Genomic DNA, 16,600 nt, shown 5'->3' with positions numbered 1-16,600 from the left:
ATTAGTGTGACGTTCCGTTTAAATACGTGAGTAATCCCATAGGAGAAATGGTATGAAAGTAGCCGTGTTAGGTGCTGCCGGTGGTATTGGCCAAGCGCTGTCTTTGTTGTTAAAAACACAATTGCCAGCTGGTTCTGAGCTAGCGCTTTACGATGTAGCGCCAGTTGTTCCTGGTGTAGCTGTTGATTTGAGCCACATCCCAACTGCAGTAAAAGTAACCGGTCACGGTAAAGATGACCTAGCTGGTGCATTAACAGGTACAGACGTTGTTCTTATTCCTGCTGGTGTTCCGCGTAAGCCGGGCATGGATCGTTCAGACTTGTTCAACATTAATGCTGGTATTGTTAAGAACCTTATTGAAGGTGTTGCTGACAATTGTCCAGATGCTTGTGTTGGTATTATTACTAACCCAGTTAACACAACAGTGGCAATTGCTGCTGAAACGCTTAAAGCGAAAGGTGTTTATAACAAGAACAAATTGTTCGGTGTTACTACCCTTGACGTAATTCGCGCTGAGACTTTCGTTGCTGAGCTTAAAGACGTAGACGTTGCTTCTGTACACGTACCGGTAATCGGTGGTCACTCAGGCACAACTATCCTTCCTTTGCTTTCGCAAGTTGAAGGTGTTGAGTTCTCTGATGATGAAGTTTCAAGCCTAACGACTCGTATCCAAAATGCAGGTACTGAAGTTGTTGAAGCTAAAGCTGGCGGCGGTTCTGCAACCCTATCTATGGGTCAAGCAGCTGCACGTTTCTGCTTATCATTGGTTGCAGCAATGCAAGGTGAGAACGTGGTTGAATACACTTACGTTCAAACTGACGACAGCGACGATGCTGCATTCTTCGCTCACCCTGTTCGCCTTGGCGCAAACGGTGTTGAAGAAATCTTGCCATACGGCGAGCTAAGCGAATTTGAAGAAAAAGCGAAAAACGACATGCTTGAAGGCCTTCGTGGCGACATCAAGCTAGGCGTAGATTTCGTAACTGGCTAAGGATGTATTAGGCTCGGCATCCGATTTGAAATCAAATCGTAGCCACGCCGTAAATACATCCATGTAGGCTCCGCCACCGCATCCATGCGGTGGAGGGGCTACTATTTAATTTCAAACCGTATACCTACCAACACCTACTCATCGCACTCAGTAAAAAATTCTTTTTGTAAGACAGCATCCATGCTGCTGACAGTTTGTTACGACCTTACTAATCCTGCCTTTTTGTTTGTAGGCTCCGCTACTGCATCCTTGGCACGGGAGGGGCTACTATTTAATTCCAAACCGTATACCTACCAACACCTACTCATCGCACTCAGTAATAAATTCTTTTTGTAAGACAGCATCCATGCTGCTGACAGTTTGTTACGACCTTACTAATCCTGCCTTTTTGTTTGTAGGCTCCGCTACTGCATCCTTGGCACGGGAGGGGCTACTATTTAATTTCAAACCGTATACCTACCAACACCTACGCATCGCACGCAATAAAAAATCCTTTTTGTAAGACCGCATCCACGCTGCTGACAGTTTTTCACGACCTTACTAATCCTGCCGTTTTGTTTGTGGCCTCTGCAGAACAGCTCGGCCTAATAAATAGCTACTTCCTATAATAGCCATGCCGGATAACAACCAGCCGTAAATACTTCCCTGTAGGCTCCGCTACTGCATCCTTGGCAAGGGATGGGCTACAATCTAATTTCGAAACGAAATCGACACTGATTTCATACCCATGTGTACGCCGCTATTCTACTTGGGGCGCAGTATGGCGCTTAGTTGTGAATTCTATAGAGGGTAAACGTCATACTTTCTAGTGGTCTGTTTTTATAAACTGAATAAGCATAGCCGTTTAATACATTCGACGACCGAATGGTAAATAACAGTGAGTTGGCAAAAGTGGGATGTGATGTTTTAACGGTATAAACGCTTCCCTCTTTGAGAATATCTTCAGGGTTAAAGCTAGTCTGATTGGTATAGCTGCTACCATTTATAAATCGCACTAAGCGGCCTTCTTTGTTCGGGTAAATCTCAATACTTATGAGTTCATTTTTACCACTAATACGCATAATGCCTACCCACAAGCCAAATATATCGTCAGTAGCTGTGTTAGCTAACGCTTCTATTGAACCTCGGTACATATCGATAAAGTTGCGCACGGAAGATTGGTTCTTCTGCTTATCCAACTGATAGGTACTACTTAAGATAGGCTTATTGTTTTTATTGGTAGTCGATTCTAATACTTGGTAACCGGTGTCTATGTAGGGAGATAAAATTAAATGTTTAACATATCCATCTTCATAAGAAGGAAGTGTTATTTCGCAATTTAGCGTATTGCATTCAATATGGTCATTATCAAAGGGTAGGCGTCGGATATGGCGAAACGCATTGCCTATACCTGCTTCAAACAGGAAGTGTTCCCCGTTTTCATTTATCTGGAGTAATTTATAATTATAGTTAGACTCACTCACGCCTTCCCACAGCCCTGGGGGCAAAGTAAGCGGCTCTGATTGCGCTGTTACGGGCATTAGCGCAAAGTAAAAGGCAAGGAGCAAGCTTATAAATAGTCTGTACAAGTGAGACTTCCTTTCTTAGGGATTAACTCTAAATTCGATTGTTTATCCTACGATATGTCAGGAAAGTTTTACAAAAAAAAGAGACAAAAGTCCTAGAAAATTCATAATCATTGTCTACGCTTTCTTTAGTTAATTCTGCATGAGCGAGTTGACGGATAGATTTATAAGGCCTTGTTTTCTCAACGTAAGGTTTAATTTTTTCTAATCGTTAAACCTATTCGTCCACATCTAAAAAACTGACTGTCTTAACTACAACCGAATAATTAGAATAAAGCTATACCAATTAATAGTTTTAATTGATGAAATCCTTTGTCGAACACCGAAGAGGTACAGTAAATGAGTAATGCAAAGCTAGGCGATGTAAATGATTCAGAAAGAAAGTGTCCCGTTATGCACGGTGGCCTTACAGCGACCGGCAGCACTAATATGGATTGGTGGCCTGAAGCACTAAATCTAGATATTTTGCATCAGCACGATACCAAAACAAATCCGATGGGCGACGACTTTGATTATCGCGAAGCCGTAAAGTCACTTGATTTCGATGAATTGAAAAAAGACATGATAGCGCTGATGACTGACTCTCAGTCTTGGTGGCCGGCCGATTGGGGACACTATGGTGGCCTAATGATCAGAATGTCGTGGCACGCCGCAGGTTCTTATCGTATTGCAGATGGTCGTGGTGGAGCATCTACGGGTAACCAACGTTTTGCGCCGCTAAATTCATGGCCGGATAACGTTAACCTTGATAAAGCGCGCCGCTTATTGTGGCCAATCAAGAAGAAATATGGCAACAAGCTTAGCTGGGCTGATCTTCTAGTATTTGCTGGTACCGTTGCTTATGAAAGCATGGGGCTTAAGACTTACGGCTTTGCGTTTGGTCGGGAAGACATTTGGCATCCTGAAAAGGACACTTACTGGGGCGCTGAGAAAGAATGGCTAGCTCCTAGCGATGAGCGTTACGACGACGTTGAAACCCCAGACACAATGGAAAATCCATTAGCGGCAGTGCAAATGGGGCTTATATACGTTAACCCTGAAGGGGTGAATGGTAAACCTGATCCGCTTAAAACAGCGCTTCATGTAAGAGAAACTTTTGCCCGTATGGCCATGAACGACGAAGAAACCGTTGCGCTAGCTGCTGGTGGACACACTGTCGGAAAGTGCCATGGTAACGGCAGCGCAGAGCGTTTAGGGCCAGATCCTGAAGGTGCTGATATTGTTGAGCAAGGTCTAGGCTGGATGAACCACGAAACTCGTAGTATCGGCCGTGATACAGTTTCAAGCGGCATTGAAGGAGCGTGGACAACTCATCCAACACAATGGGATAACGGTTACTTCGAATTGCTACTTAACTACGACTGGGAATTGAAAAAATCACCAGCGGGCGCAGAGCAATGGGAACCTATCGACATTAAAGAGGAAGACAAGCCTGTTGATGTTGAAGACCCATCAAAACGTTATAACCCTATTATGTCTGATGCAGATATGGCCATGAAAATGGACCCAATCTACCGTGAGATTTCTGAGAAGTTTTACAACAACCCAGACTACTTCAGTGAAGTATTTGCTAAAGCGTGGTTTAAGTTAACCCACAGAGATTTAGGGCCTAAAGTTCGTTACATCGGGCCGGAAGTACCTGAAGAAACGTTAATTTGGCAAGATCCTGTACCTGCAGGTAGTACGTCCTACGATGTGGATGCATTGAAAGCCAGTATCGCTGCGTCGGACCTTACCGTAAGCGAAATGGTATCGACTGCATGGGACAGTGCTAGAACCTTCCGTGGTTCAGATTTACGTGGTGGTGCAAATGGTGCTCGCATTCAGTTAGCGCCTCAGAAAGACTGGGAAGCGAACGAACCGGAAAAACTAGCTAAGGTGTTGTCGGTATTAAAACCCCTTGCAGAGTCTGCCGGTGCTAGTCTAGCTGATACCATCGTATTGGCCGGTAATGTAGGTGTAGAAAAAGCGATTGAAGCAGCTGGTTTCAGTGTAGATGTTCCGTTCACTGCTGGACGCGGAGACGCTACAGACGAAATGACCGATGCTGATTCATTTGAACCACTAGAGCCTAAGGCAGATGGTTTTAGAAACTACTTGCCTAAAGATTATGTGGTTAAGCCTGAAGAGTTGCTGTTAGATAAGGCCCAGCTTTTAGGGTTGACGGCGGCAGAAATGACAGTGCTGGTAGGTGGTATGCGTGTCATAGGCACTAACTACGAAGGTACAAGTCACGGTGTTTTCACCGATAGTATAGGCTCACTTACAAACGATTTCTTTGTGAATATCACCGATATGAAGTACACATGGAAACCGACGAGTAGAAGTACTTACGGTATCGTAGACAGAGCTTCTGGCGAACAAGCGTTTTCGGCAACTCGTGTCGACTTGGTCTTCGGTTCGAACTCTATATTACGTTCTTACGCTGAGGTTTATGCGCAAGATGATAACAAAGAGAAGTTCGTTAAAGACTTTGTGAAAGCATGGACTAAAGTGATGAATGCCGATCGCTTTGAGTTGCAGGCTTAATAATCAGTTTGTAATGTAAACTCACTAAAAAGCCCGCTTTAAGCGGGCTTTTTTATTTTTGCTATTTGTTTGAATAGCATGATTATGTACCTATCAAGATAGGTATTAACCTGTATTACGCATGCCGGTTGCGATACCAGTAATAGTCACCATCATGGCACGCTCCAAATCATGATTATGTACATCATCGCCCGCTTTACGAATTCGATCTAGCAACTCGATTTGCAAATAATGAAGCGGCTGCAAATACGCAGCACGAATTTCCATTGATTCTTTCCCTAACGGATCAGCTTTCATGATGTCGTTTTCGCCAGTGAGTTCAAGCAATGAAGCAATACTCTCTTTTAGTTCCTCTCGAAGAGCTGCACCAAAATGCTTAAGCTCTTCTGGTACCAAGCGCTCATCGTAGGCTTCACTGATACGGGGGTCCGCTTTGTGAAATACCATGTCCAGCATAGATAGGCGTGAACGATAGAAAGGCCATTCAGCGAACATTTCGTTCACGACTTTTTCATTTTCGGCATTCTTCACGCTATCGATAGCGCGCATTACACCCAACCATGACGGCAAGACTAGACGAGTTTGCGCCCATGCAAATATCCAAGGGATTGCACGAAGACTTTCAATACCACCTTGTGGTTTACGCTTAGAAGGTCGGCTGCCTAGCGGTAACTTACCAAGCTCTTGTTCAGGTGTCGCCACGCGGAAGTAGGGTACAAAATCTTCGTCATGACGCACAGTAGCACGGTAGTTGTCACGACCTTGCCCAGCCATCGTGGTAATAAGTTCACGCCACTCTTCCTTTGGTGCTGGGGGTGGGAACAACATAGCTTCAATTATCGCGCTGGCATAAATACCTAAGCTACGTTTGGCCAGTTTAGGCATTCCAAACTTATAACGAATAGTTTCGCCTTGTTCAGTAACGCGGAATCCACCTTCCAATGAACCAGGAGGCTGCGAGTAAATCGCTGCGTGTGCAGGTAAACCACCTCGGCCAATAGTACCGCCACGACCGTGGAATAAAGTTAGCGAACAATTAAATTCTTCAGCAATAGCCACCAATGCTTCTTGAGATTGATACTGAGCCCAACCTGCCGCTAATGCGCCGGCATCTTTGGCTGAATCTGAATAACCAATCATCACGAACTGACGGCCTTTCACATAGCCACGATACCAGTCGATAGAAAGCAATTTGCGCATAACACTTGGCGAGTTGTTTAAATCGTCTAGCGTTTCAAATAAAGGTGCTACAGGCATCGGCCAATCAACACCGCTTTCTTTAAGCAGCAATTGAACCGCAAGTACGTCTGATGGCTCACTTGCCATCGAAATAATGTAAATACCAAAGCCGTGTTTACTATGTTTAGCAATGACTTTGCATGTCTCAAGTACTTCCTTCACATCGTCAGATGCGCCCCATTGTGCAGGGAATAGGGGGCGTTTCGAGCCAAGTTCACGTAGCAAGAAGGCTTGTTTATCTTCTTCGCTCCACTGAGAGTAATCACCCAGGCCAAGGTAGCGGGTCAGTTCGCTAAATACATCGGCGTGACGTTCTGAATCTTGGCGCACATCTAAGCGAAGTAAGTGGATACCGAACACATGTGCACGGCGAATGGAATCTAGCAATAAGCCTTTAGCGACTACGTCCATACCGCAGTCTATAAGTGACTGGTGGCAAAGCAATAGTGCTTCTAACAGTTCGTCGTTGCTTTCAATCCAGTTAGACGTATCTGGGTTTTTACCTGCTAAATAACTAGCAATACCATCTCGGGTAGCGATAAAACGGTCAAGCAAGGGGCGAAGTAGAGCGCGGTAAGGTTCGTTCGCATCACCTACTTTTTCGCGCAATGCGTCATTGCAGTCGTACATAGACAACTCAACTTGCAAGCGGTCTAAATCTAATGCGAAAAGTTTCGCGGCACGTTTACGCGCTAACAATAGTACTTGCTCGGTAACTTTTGAGGTTACAAATGGGTTACCGTCGCGGTCACCGCCCATCCAAGAACTAAATTGTACCGGCGAAGCATCTAGCGGAAGCGACACACTGTAATCTTCCTGTAGGCGGCCATCTAGCTCGCGCAAGAAATCAGGAACGGCTTCCCACAGTGAGTTTTCAATAACTGAAAATCCCCAGCGAGCTTCATCTACAGGGGTAGGGCGTACAGAGCGAATTTCTTCTGTATGCCAAGCCTGACTAATTAAATCAGCAACGCGGGTTTCAACTTTACTTCTGTCTGCGCCAGTTAGCGATTCTTGATGAACCTCTTGTAAGCAGTCAGCTAGTTCTTTGTGTTTATGGATAAGAGTACGACGGGTTACTTCAGTCGGGTGGGCCGTTAACACTAAATCGATGTTTAGCTTGCCCACAGCTTCTTGCACTTTATCAGCCGTGAGTTCGGCTTTATCTAGATGCTTAAACAGTGCATCAATAGACGCGTCAACGTTCATTGCGCTGTTATATTCTTGCTCTGCAATATTTCCAAGATTTAGAAACTGTGCGAAAGCACGACCTACCGTCAGCAAGTCGCTGTCGGTCATCGTTTTGAAAGTTTCTTTCAGTTCGTCACTGCAACTCGTGTCTCCCTGATAAGACGCTCGGCCGTCTTTTCGAATCTTCTCAATGCGATCAAGCCACTCTTGGCCTAATTGGTTTTTGATGGTTTCACCTAGCGTTTTGCCAAGGTATCTAACTGTATCTTTTAGTTCAGCATCGTAATGAGTGTGCATGCTATCCTCCCAATTATATGGCCTTCACCATACTAAGTACTTAACAAGTTGTAAAACCACTTTGCGTTATAATTTACAATATTTTGTTCCATTTGCACCCATCTATTTAATGCTCAAAGCAAGATAAATTCTGGTGTGCTACACTCTTGCACCGGAAAATGCAGAAACATATTCGTGAAACGCGGTTTGTTTGAAATTTGTACTGCATTTGTAATTTAATTTCAGGAGTTCTTGTGACTGATACATTCAACACAGTAGAAACCCAAGCAAGTTACGGCATTGGTTTTCAAATGGGTCAACAATTGCAATCTAACCCTTTCGAAGGTTTAGCGATTGATGCAGTAGTGACAGGGTTAAAAGATGCTTTCGCGGGTCAAGCTCCGCAGGTTGATAACGACGCACTACGTGATGCATTCGGCGAAATCCATAAGCGTATGCAAGCTGAGAAAGAAGAAGCAAGCAAAGCGGTTATCGAAGAAGGCGTTAAGTTCCTTGAAGAAAACGCAAAGCGTGAAGAAGTTCAAGTGACTGAGTCTGGCTTACAATACGAAGTATTGGCTGAAGGCGATGGCGAAACGCCAACTGCAGATAGCACGGTTCGTGTTCATTACCACGGCACACTTACTTCAGGTGACGTTTTTGACAGCTCTTACGATCGTGGTCAACCGGCTGAATTCCCAGTTGGCGGCGTGATCAGAGGCTGGACTGAAGCACTACAGCTTATGAAAGTTGGTGCTAAGCTGCGTTTATACGTACCACACGATCTTGCGTACGGTGAGCAAGGTGCTGGTGCAGCAATCGCACCATACAGCACGTTAATTTTTGATGTTGAATTGCTTGATATCTTAGGTTAATTCACTCAAAAAGGTGAGCTCTTGTGGGGGCTCACCTTTTTATTCATGTGTAGTCATGATTCGTTCCACTTTATATTTAACGCCACATTTCATACTTCACTTTCCTGTCTCTGCCTTTTCCTGTCTCTGCCTTACTTATTTTCAGTTCGTAATATAGTTTGAACTCTCGCTTTTTCATTTGCTTCTAGCGCAATAGTCGCTCATCATTTTTGTTTTCGTATACATTACATAGCGTTCCAAGATATTCTTTCGATATAGACTTTAAAAACCGCTTTCGAACTTCGCTACCCGTTTGTACATGTGTATCTTTTTGATGAATAGGGTGTTCGGTGCTTAGTTAGTGTCATCTGCTCCGAGTTGTTATAAGCCCTTGCACGTTTACAATAGGCGCACGCATAAAAAAGGAAAATGATTATGGTTATCAAGCCTAAAGTGAGAGGCTTTATCTGCACAAACGCACATCCTGTGGGTTGTGCAAAGTCAGTAGAACAACAAATTGCCTATATTGAAGAGAAAGGCAACTTAGGTGATGGCCCTAAAAACGTGCTAGTGATTGGTAGCTCAACCGGTTACGGATTGGCATCGCGTATTACTTCTGCATTTGGTTATGGTGCAAAAACCCTTGGCGTTTGCTTCGAAAAAGCGCCTTCAGAACGTAAAACTGGCACAGCAGGTTGGTACAATACTGCAGCCTTCCATCAGCAGGCAGCTAAAAAAGGGCTTTATGCTGAAACTATTAACGGTGATGCGTTTTCAGATGAAATTAAAGCGCAAACAATCGATAAGATTAAAGCCAATATGGGCAAGGTCGACCTTGTGATTTATAGCTTGGCATCACCGCGCAGAACCGATCCAGATACGGGCGTGGTCTATAAATCTACGCTTAAACCTGTGGGGCGTGAGTACACCACCAAAACGTACGATACCGACAAAGATAAAGTGCATGATGTTACGCTAGAGGCGGCAAATGACGACGAAATCTTAAACACCATTAAAGTCATGGGCGGAGAAGATTGGGAGCGCTGGATGGATCATCTAGCAGAGGCTGGCGTACTTGCTGAAGGTTGCAAGACCACGGCGTACACCTATATCGGCAAAGCACTAACGTGGCCCATCTATGGTCAAGCGACCATCGGAAAAGCAAAAGAAGACTTAGACAGAGCTGCCGCGGCTATCATTGGCAAAAATACCGAATTACTCGTTGAAGCGAATGTAAGTTCGTTGAAAGCCTTGGTCACACAAGCCAGTTCTGCCATTCCGGTTATGCCGCTTTATATCTCGTTAATGCAGGAAGTGATGAAGCGCGACGGGACCCATGAGGGCTGTATTGAACAAATACATGGGTTGTTCTCAACTTGCCTATTTGGTGATACACCCACATTAGATGAGGCAAACCGCTATCGCATGGACGGCATTGAAACCAATGACGTTACGCAAGCTAAAATTCAAGCCTTGTGGGACAAAGTGACCCAAGAGAACTTTCATGAACTAAGCGATTACGCTGGTTATCACCACGAATTCTTAAAACTGTTTGGTTTTGATGTTGAAGGTGTTGATTACGAACAGGATATTGACCCGCTCGTGAAATGGTAGAGGTTTACTATACTTAAATAAGCCTAATATTGAGTAGAGCCGTCGAATAGACGGCTTTTTCGTTGTTTACTTACCACTTAAACGTAAATGGGGTTTACATTAAATTATAGAAAAGTTGCTCTTTATCTATGATTTGCGTGGCACAAACCGCTCGGTTAATGCTAAAATCCCGAAATTAAGTAGGGGTCTATTCTACTTCTACTCAACAACAGCGTTAATTGCAGTAATACAACAACAAAAATAAGTGTAAATTTTCACTGTTGGTCTATAAAAGAAAAGGCGTATAACGTCGCTTATACATTTGGAATGTAAGTTACGGCTTCATAACAGGCTGACCGTAACAGTAAGTAAATTCCGTCAATCTAAATATTAAAGGTGTTCTACACCTTAACAATAGTACGCTTTTGCATGCTGATAAGCAGGATTGTCTGCGGTCATGCAAAAGAGTATTTCTATTAGAGTAGTGCGATTACATATGATAAAAATCAAGAAAGGTCTCGACCTCCCAATAGAGGGAGCGCCGAAGCAGGAGATCGCTGAAGGGTCTGCTGTTTCACGCGTTGCCATTCTGGGAGAAGAATATGTGGGTATGCGTCCTACCATGCACGTCCAAGTTGGCGATGTAGTGAAAAAAGGCCAGATGCTTTTTGAAGACAAAAAGAATCCTGGCGTTAAGTTCACTGCTCCAGCTGCGGGCGAAGTGGTAGAGGTAAACCGTGGTGCAAGGCGTGTTTTGCAATCAGTAGTCGTTAAGGTTAATGGCAGTGATGCTGTTAGCTTTGATAAAATTGCTGCAGACAAAATCGCCAGTACTGAGCGGGAGCAACTCCAATCAATCCTTGTTGAGTCAGGTATGTGGACAGCGTTACGTACGCGTCCATTTAGCAAATCTCCAGCCCTTGACTCGGTACCAAATTCAATCTTTGTTACAGCAATGGACACCAATCCGCTAGCCGCGGATCCAGCGGTGATTATTGCTGAGCGCAACGATGACTTCGTAAACGGCTTAAAAGCGTTAACGCAGTTAAGTGGCGGCAAAGTTTACGTTTGTAAAGCTGCAGGCTCATCAGTAGCCACTGGCGATGCCGCAGTAGACGTAGAAGAATTCGGTGGACCACACCCAGCTGGCTTAGCAGGTACACATATCCATTATTTGGATTCTGCTGGTTTGAATAAAACGGTTTGGCACATTAGCTACCAAGATGTAATGGCCTTTGGCGCATTGCTTACCACGGGTGAGCTAGATGCCCGTCGTGTTGTTGCTATTGGTGGTCCATCTGCTAAAAACCCTCGCCTAGTTCGTACCACTATCGGTGCTGATTTAGAAGAGTTGCTAGCAAACGAACAACAAGACGGTGACGTACGTGTGGTTTCAGGTTCCGTATTAAACGGCGTAACCGCACAAGGTGTTCACGGCTTCCTAGGTCGTTTCCACACCCAAGTATCACTGCTTAAAGAAGGTCGCGAGAAGAAATTCCTTGGTTGGATCACGCCTGGTTCAGACAAGCATTCCGTCACGCGCGCTTATCTTGGTCACTTAGGTGGCAGCAAGAAATTTGATATGACAACAACAACCAATGGCTCTGAGCGCTCGATGGTGCCAATTGGTAATTACGAACGCGTTATGCCCCTAGATATCATCCCTACGCTTTTGCTTAGAGATCTGATTTCTGGTGATTGTGACAGTGCTCAGACATTGGGTTGTTTAGAGTTGGACGAAGAAGATTTGGCATTGTGTACCTATGTATGCCCTGGCAAATACAACTACGGCCCGATTTTACGCGACTGTTTGACCACGATTGAGAAAGAGGGTTAGTCATGGGTTTAAAAGCGTATTTAGAAAAGATTGAACCGAACTTTGAGCCAGGTGGAAAGCACGAAAAATGGTATGCACTGTATGAAGCAGCGGCAACTATTTTCTATACTCCTGGTAAAGTAAACAAAGCTAACACGCACGTGCGTGACAGCATCGACCTTAAACGCATCATGATTTTGGTGTGGTTAGCAACATTTCCAGCAATGTTCTTCGGTATGTACAACATTGGTTTCCAAGCGCAAGAAGCTATTGCTGCTGGTGCCGGTACACTGCCTGATACATGGCAAGCAGGATTATTCACTGCCTTAGGTGGAGACTTAGCGAATTCTGGTTTGCTAGGCCTGTTCTTCTACGGTGCCTGTTTCTGGTTACCTATCTATGCAGTTACCTTTATTGTTGGTGGCTTCTGGGAAGTACTATTTGCTTCGGTACGTAAGCACGAAGTTAACGAAGGTTTCTTCGTTACCTCGGTACTTTTCGCATTAACGTTACCGGCAACTATTCCGCTTTGGCAGGTTGCATTAGGTATTACCTTTGGTGTGGTTATCGCTAAAGAAGTCTTCGGTGGAACTGGCCGTAACTTCCTTAACCCTGCATTGTCTGGTCGCGCGTTCTTATACTTCGCCTATCCTGCACAAATCTCTGGTGACCAAGTTTGGGTTGCTGCTGATGGGTACTCAGGTGCAACATCATTAAGCCAAGCGGCTTCAGGCGCGCTTGATTACGCCAACATGGACCTTTGGTTTGATAGCTTCTTCGGAACTATCGCAGGTTCTGCGGGTGAAGTTTCGGCATTAGCTATCTTAATTGGTGGCTTGTTCATTATGTACATGCGTATTGCAAGCTGGCGAATTGTTGCTGGTGTAGCAATTGGGGTAGCCGTGTTTGCCACCTTGCTGAATATGATTGGTAGTGATACCAACTACATGTTTGCTATGCCTGCACATTGGCACTTTGTTATTGGTGGTCTTGCCTTTGGTATGTTCTTTATGGCCACAGACCCTGTGTCTGCATCGTTTACCAACCAAGGTAAGTGGGCATACGGTATTTTCATCGGCTTTATGACAGTACTTGTACGTGTGCTAAACCCAGCCTTCCCAGAAGGTGTAATGTTGGCCATTCTTTTTGCCAACCTTTGGGCGCCACTGTTCGACTATTTCGTCGCACAAAGTAATATCAAGCGGAGGGTAGCTCGTGTCGGCTAAAAAAGAATCTTTAGGAAAAACGATTGGCGTTGTAGTTGCCGTTTGTCTTGTGTGTTCAATTGTTGTATCTGGCGCAGCTGTAGGCTTGCGCTCATTACAACAAACTAATGCGTCGCTTGATAAAAAGAGCAACATTTTGAACGCAGCAGGGCTTTACGAAGCAGGCATGACAGGTAAAACAATCGAAAGTACATATAGCGAAAAGATTGAATCTCGCTATGTTGATTTGGAAAGCGGTGAGTTTGTAGAAGCACCAGAACCAGATTACGATATGTATAAAGCCGCTAAGCAAACTGAGTACAGCACAAAAGTGACTAGCAGCAACGTTGGCTTCCAACGTCGCCCTAATGTTGCCAGTGTTTATTTGGTACGTGACGAAGCTGGCGATGTATCTCGCATTATCTTACCCGTTCACGGTAGTGGTTTGTGGGATCTTATGTACGGTTTTCTTGCCCTTGACGCCGATGGCGAAACAGTTCGTGAGTTGATTTACTATCAACAAAAAGAAACACCAGGACTTGGTGGCGAAGTGCAAAACCCAGCGTGGCAGGACAAATGGGATGGAAAGAAACTATTTGAAGATGGCGAAGTGGCTATCCGCGTAGTTAAAAATGCAAACCCAAGCAATCCACACACTATTGATGCGCTTTCAGGTGCTACCCTAACCAGTAAAGGTGTTGAAAACACGATTCAATACTGGGTAGGCGAGCAAGGCTTCGGCCAGTTCCTGAAGACTCAGGCATGGCGTTCATAAGGGGAGTCTCATGGCAGATACTAAAGAAATGAAAAAGGCCCTCTTTGGGCCAATTATGGACAACAACCCTATCGCCTTACAGGTTCTGGGTATTTGTTCAGCACTGGCTATTACCACTAAGCTAGAAACAGCCTTGGTAATGTCTTTAGCGCTAACCACGGTTGTAGCGTTTTCGAACTTGTTTATTTCAATGATTCGTAACCAGATACCATCAAGCGTTCGTATTATCATCCAAATGACTATCATCGCGTCGTTGGTAATCGTAGTTGACCAAATATTGAAGGCTTATTCGTACGAAATTTCGAAGCAGCTGTCGGTATTCGTTGGTTTGATTATTACTAACTGTATCGTAATGGGTCGTGCTGAAGCCTATGCAATGAAGAGCCCACCTCTGATGAGCTTTTTAGATGGTATTGGTAACGGTTTAGGTTACTCATTTGTACTTATTGTTATTGGTACAATTAAAGAGCTATTCGGTTTCGGTACTATTCTGAACTTCGAAATTCTTCCACTAGTTCAAAACGGTGGTTGGTATCAGGGTAATGGTTTGTTAATCCTACCATTTAGCTCATTCTTCTTAATCGGCGGTATGATTTGGGTTATCCGTACCCTTCGTCCCGAGCAAGTAGAGCCTAAGGAGTAAGTCATGGAACATTATTTGTCGTTATTTGTTCGCTCAATTTTTGTTGAGAACATGGCGTTATCACTTTTCTTAGGTATGTGTACCTTCTTGGCGGTATCGAAGAAAGTTAAAACTGCTATGGGTCTTGGTGTTGCGGTAATCGTAGTACTGGGTATTTCTGTACCGGTTAACCAAATCATTTATGTGAACATCCTTGCACCAGGTGCACTAGCTTGGGCTGGTTTCCCTGATGCAGATTTAAGCTTCCTGAATTTCTTAACCTTTATCGGCGTTATCGCGGCATTGGTTCAAATTTTGGAAATGAGCTTAGATAAGTTTTTCCCTGCGCTTTATAACGCGCTTGGTATTTTCCTTCCGCTAATTACGGTTAACTGCGCTATCTTCGGTGGTGTGGCATTCGCGGTACAACGTGAATACAACTTGACCGAAAGTGTCGTTTACGGCGTAGGAAGTGGTATGGGTTGGGCAATCGCAATTGTGCTTTTGGCCGCTGTACGTGAAAAGCTTAAATATGCCGATATGCCTGATGGTATTCGTGGTCTGGGCTCTGTGTTCATGATTGCGGGTCTTATGGCACTTGGCTTCCAGTCATTCACTGGTATTCAGCTGTAATCGAGCTCGGGAGCATATAAATGAATCAAGTAGAAATTTTCCTAGGCGTCGGCATGTTTATTGCCATTGTATTGGCGCTAGTATTTATCATCATGTTTGCTAAGTCGAAGCTGGTACCTAGCGGTGATGTAACTATCACCATTAATGGTGACCCAGACAAAGCAATTAAAACTGAGCCAGGCGGCAAGCTTCTTGGCGCACTAGCAGATGCAGGATACTTCGTATCTTCAGCATGTGGTGGCGGTGGTTCATGTGGTCAGTGCCGTGTAGACGTGCATTCAGGTGGTGGTGAAATTCTTCCAACTGAACTTGATCACATCACTAAAGGTGAAGCCCGTGAAGGCTGTCGTTTGTCATGTCAGGTTGCGATTAAGCAAGACATGGAAATCGAACTTGAAGAGTCAGTATTTGGTGTTAAAAAGTGGGATTGTGAAGTTATTTCTAACGACAACAAAGCCACCTTCATCAAAGAACTTAAGCTTCAAATTCCTAACGGTGAAAGCGTACCTTTCCGTGCTGGTGGTTACATTCAAATTGAAGCCCCTGCGCATCATGTTAAGTACAAAGAGTTTGAAATCCCTGATGAGTATCGTGGTGATTGGGAACGCTTTGGTTTCTTCGATATCGAATCTAAGGTAGATGAAGAAACTATTCGTGCTTACTCAATGGCTAACTACCCAGAAGAAGAAGGCATTATTATGTTGAACGTGCGTATTGCTACGCCGCCACCTAATAACCTAAGTCTACCTGCTGGTAAAATGTCATCGTACATCTGGAGCCTTAAAGAAGGCGACAAAGCCACTATTTCTGGTCCATTCGGTGAATTCTTTGCAAAAGAAACTGAAAACGAAATGGTATTCGTCGGTGGTGGAGCTGGTATGGCGCCAATGCGTTCTCATATCTTCGACCAACTTCGTCGCTTAAAAACAGATCGTAAGATGAGCTTCTGGTACGGTGCACGTTCACTTCGTGAAATGTTCTATACAGAAGACTTCGATGAGTTAGCTGCAGAAAACGATAACTTCAAATGGCATGTAGCCCTTTCAGATCCTCAGCCTGAGGACAACTGGGAAGGTTATACTGGGTTCATTCACCAAGTTCTTCTTGAGAACTATTTGAAAGACCACCCTGCGCCAGAAGATTGTGAGTTCTACATGTGTGGACCACCTATGATGAACGCAGCCGTTATCAACATGTTGAAAGAACTAGGTGTTGAAGACGAAAATATAATGCTTGATGACTTCGGTGGTTAATCCGAAATCCATTAGGTAAGAAAGGGGGCGAGAGCCCCCTTTTTGTTTAGTTAAAGGA

At 44.5% G+C, this 16,600-nt stretch carries 12 protein-coding genes; 10 read left to right on the top strand and 2 right to left on the bottom strand.

The genetic code is table 11. The features are described from left to right. Positions 1-52: 52 nt before the first annotated feature. A complete protein-coding gene (gene mdh / locus C7Y69_RS11910) occupies positions 53-991 on the top strand; it encodes a malate dehydrogenase (protein WP_013782584.1) in 939 nt (312 codons plus the stop codon). Positions 992-1,758: 767 nt separating this feature from the next. Here mdh and C7Y69_RS11905 read toward each other — a convergent pair. After that, positions 1,759-2,559 carry a methionine sulfoxide reductase gene (locus C7Y69_RS11905; protein WP_126872860.1) on the bottom strand — a complete coding sequence of 267 codons (801 nt, stop codon included), beginning with the start codon at positions 2,557-2,559 and terminating at the stop codon, positions 1,759-1,761. A 336-nt stretch (positions 2,560-2,895) separates the two neighbouring features. Between C7Y69_RS11905 and katG the strand changes: the two genes are divergently transcribed. Next, on the top strand, positions 2,896-5,085 hold the full coding sequence (katG, locus tag C7Y69_RS11900; protein ID WP_126872859.1) for a catalase/peroxidase HPI: 2,190 nt from the start codon (positions 2,896-2,898) through the stop codon (positions 5,083-5,085). 105 nt (positions 5,086-5,190) lie between these two features. Here katG and ppc read toward each other — a convergent pair whose 3' ends face one another. After that, a complete protein-coding gene (gene ppc, locus C7Y69_RS11895) occupies positions 5,191-7,812 on the bottom strand; it encodes a phosphoenolpyruvate carboxylase (RefSeq protein WP_126872858.1) in 2,622 nt (873 codons plus the stop codon). 233 nt (positions 7,813-8,045) lie between these two features. Here ppc and C7Y69_RS11890 point away from each other — a divergent pair, with 233 nt between their 5' ends. The 8 genes from C7Y69_RS11890 to nqrF all read left to right on the top strand — a co-directional run bounded on the left by C7Y69_RS11890 (position 8,046) and on the right by nqrF (position 16,542). Then, positions 8,046-8,666, top strand: coding sequence for an FKBP-type peptidyl-prolyl cis-trans isomerase (locus C7Y69_RS11890; RefSeq protein WP_057789303.1), 621 nt, complete (start codon positions 8,046-8,048; stop codon positions 8,664-8,666). Positions 8,667-9,080: 414 nt separating this feature from the next. Then, positions 9,081-10,259 carry an enoyl-ACP reductase FabV gene (gene fabV, locus C7Y69_RS11885; protein WP_013782589.1) on the top strand — a complete coding sequence of 393 codons (1,179 nt, stop codon included), beginning with the start codon at positions 9,081-9,083 and terminating at the stop codon, positions 10,257-10,259. A gap of 475 nt (positions 10,260-10,734) precedes the next feature. Further along, a complete protein-coding gene (locus C7Y69_RS11880) occupies positions 10,735-12,075 on the top strand; it encodes a Na(+)-translocating NADH-quinone reductase subunit A (RefSeq protein ID WP_126872880.1) in 1,341 nt (446 codons plus the stop codon). A gap of 2 nt (positions 12,076-12,077) precedes the next feature. Continuing rightward, positions 12,078-13,280: an NADH:ubiquinone reductase (Na(+)-transporting) subunit B gene (locus C7Y69_RS11875; protein ID WP_126872857.1), complete on the top strand. Its 1,203-nt coding sequence runs from the start codon at positions 12,078-12,080 to the stop codon at positions 13,278-13,280. Continuing rightward, positions 13,270-14,034, top strand: coding sequence for a Na(+)-translocating NADH-quinone reductase subunit C (locus tag C7Y69_RS11870; protein WP_126872856.1), 765 nt, complete (start codon positions 13,270-13,272; stop codon positions 14,032-14,034). The genes C7Y69_RS11875 and C7Y69_RS11870 overlap by 11 nt, the downstream gene beginning before the upstream one ends. A gap of 10 nt (positions 14,035-14,044) precedes the next feature. Beyond that, positions 14,045-14,677, top strand: coding sequence for an NADH:ubiquinone reductase (Na(+)-transporting) subunit D (locus C7Y69_RS11865; RefSeq protein WP_126872855.1), 633 nt, complete (start codon positions 14,045-14,047; stop codon positions 14,675-14,677). A gap of 3 nt (positions 14,678-14,680) precedes the next feature. After that, positions 14,681-15,289 (top strand): NADH:ubiquinone reductase (Na(+)-transporting) subunit E, encoded by a 609-nt coding sequence (nqrE, locus tag C7Y69_RS11860; protein ID WP_013782594.1) that lies wholly within the window; start codon positions 14,681-14,683, stop codon positions 15,287-15,289. Between the two features lie 20 nt (positions 15,290-15,309). Further along, the gene (gene nqrF / locus C7Y69_RS11855) at positions 15,310-16,542 is read left to right on the top strand and encodes an NADH:ubiquinone reductase (Na(+)-transporting) subunit F (RefSeq protein ID WP_126872854.1); all 1,233 of its coding nucleotides are present in this window, start codon (positions 15,310-15,312) and stop codon (positions 16,540-16,542) included. Positions 16,543-16,600 lie beyond the last annotated feature (58 nt).

Source organism: Alteromonas sp. KS69, assembly GCF_003989595.1.
Classification (GTDB): domain Bacteria; phylum Pseudomonadota; class Gammaproteobacteria; order Enterobacterales; family Alteromonadaceae; genus Alteromonas; species Alteromonas naphthalenivorans.
This window is presented reverse-complemented; position numbering and strand designations above follow the sequence as displayed.

Bases quoted from the DNA above. Each gene is read 5' to 3' on its own strand.
- mdh (WP_013782584.1), top strand. From the start codon at position 53: ATGAAAGTAGCCGTGTTAGGTGCTGCCGGTGGTATTGGCCAAGCGCTG.
- katG (WP_126872859.1), top strand. From the start codon at position 2,896: ATGAGTAATGCAAAGCTAGGCGATGTAAATGATTCAGAAAGAAAGTGT.
- ppc (WP_126872858.1), bottom strand. From the start codon at position 7,812: ATGCACACTCATTACGATGCTGAACTAAAAGATACAGTTAGATACCTT.
- fabV (WP_013782589.1), top strand. From the start codon at position 9,081: ATGGTTATCAAGCCTAAAGTGAGAGGCTTTATCTGCACAAACGCACAT.
- C7Y69_RS11880 (WP_126872880.1), top strand. From the start codon at position 10,735: ATGATAAAAATCAAGAAAGGTCTCGACCTCCCAATAGAGGGAGCGCCG.
- C7Y69_RS11875 (WP_126872857.1), top strand. From the start codon at position 12,078: ATGGGTTTAAAAGCGTATTTAGAAAAGATTGAACCGAACTTTGAGCCA.
- C7Y69_RS11865 (WP_126872855.1), top strand. From the start codon at position 14,045: ATGGCAGATACTAAAGAAATGAAAAAGGCCCTCTTTGGGCCAATTATG.
- nqrE (WP_013782594.1), top strand. From the start codon at position 14,681: ATGGAACATTATTTGTCGTTATTTGTTCGCTCAATTTTTGTTGAGAAC.
- nqrF (WP_126872854.1), top strand. From the start codon at position 15,310: ATGAATCAAGTAGAAATTTTCCTAGGCGTCGGCATGTTTATTGCCATT.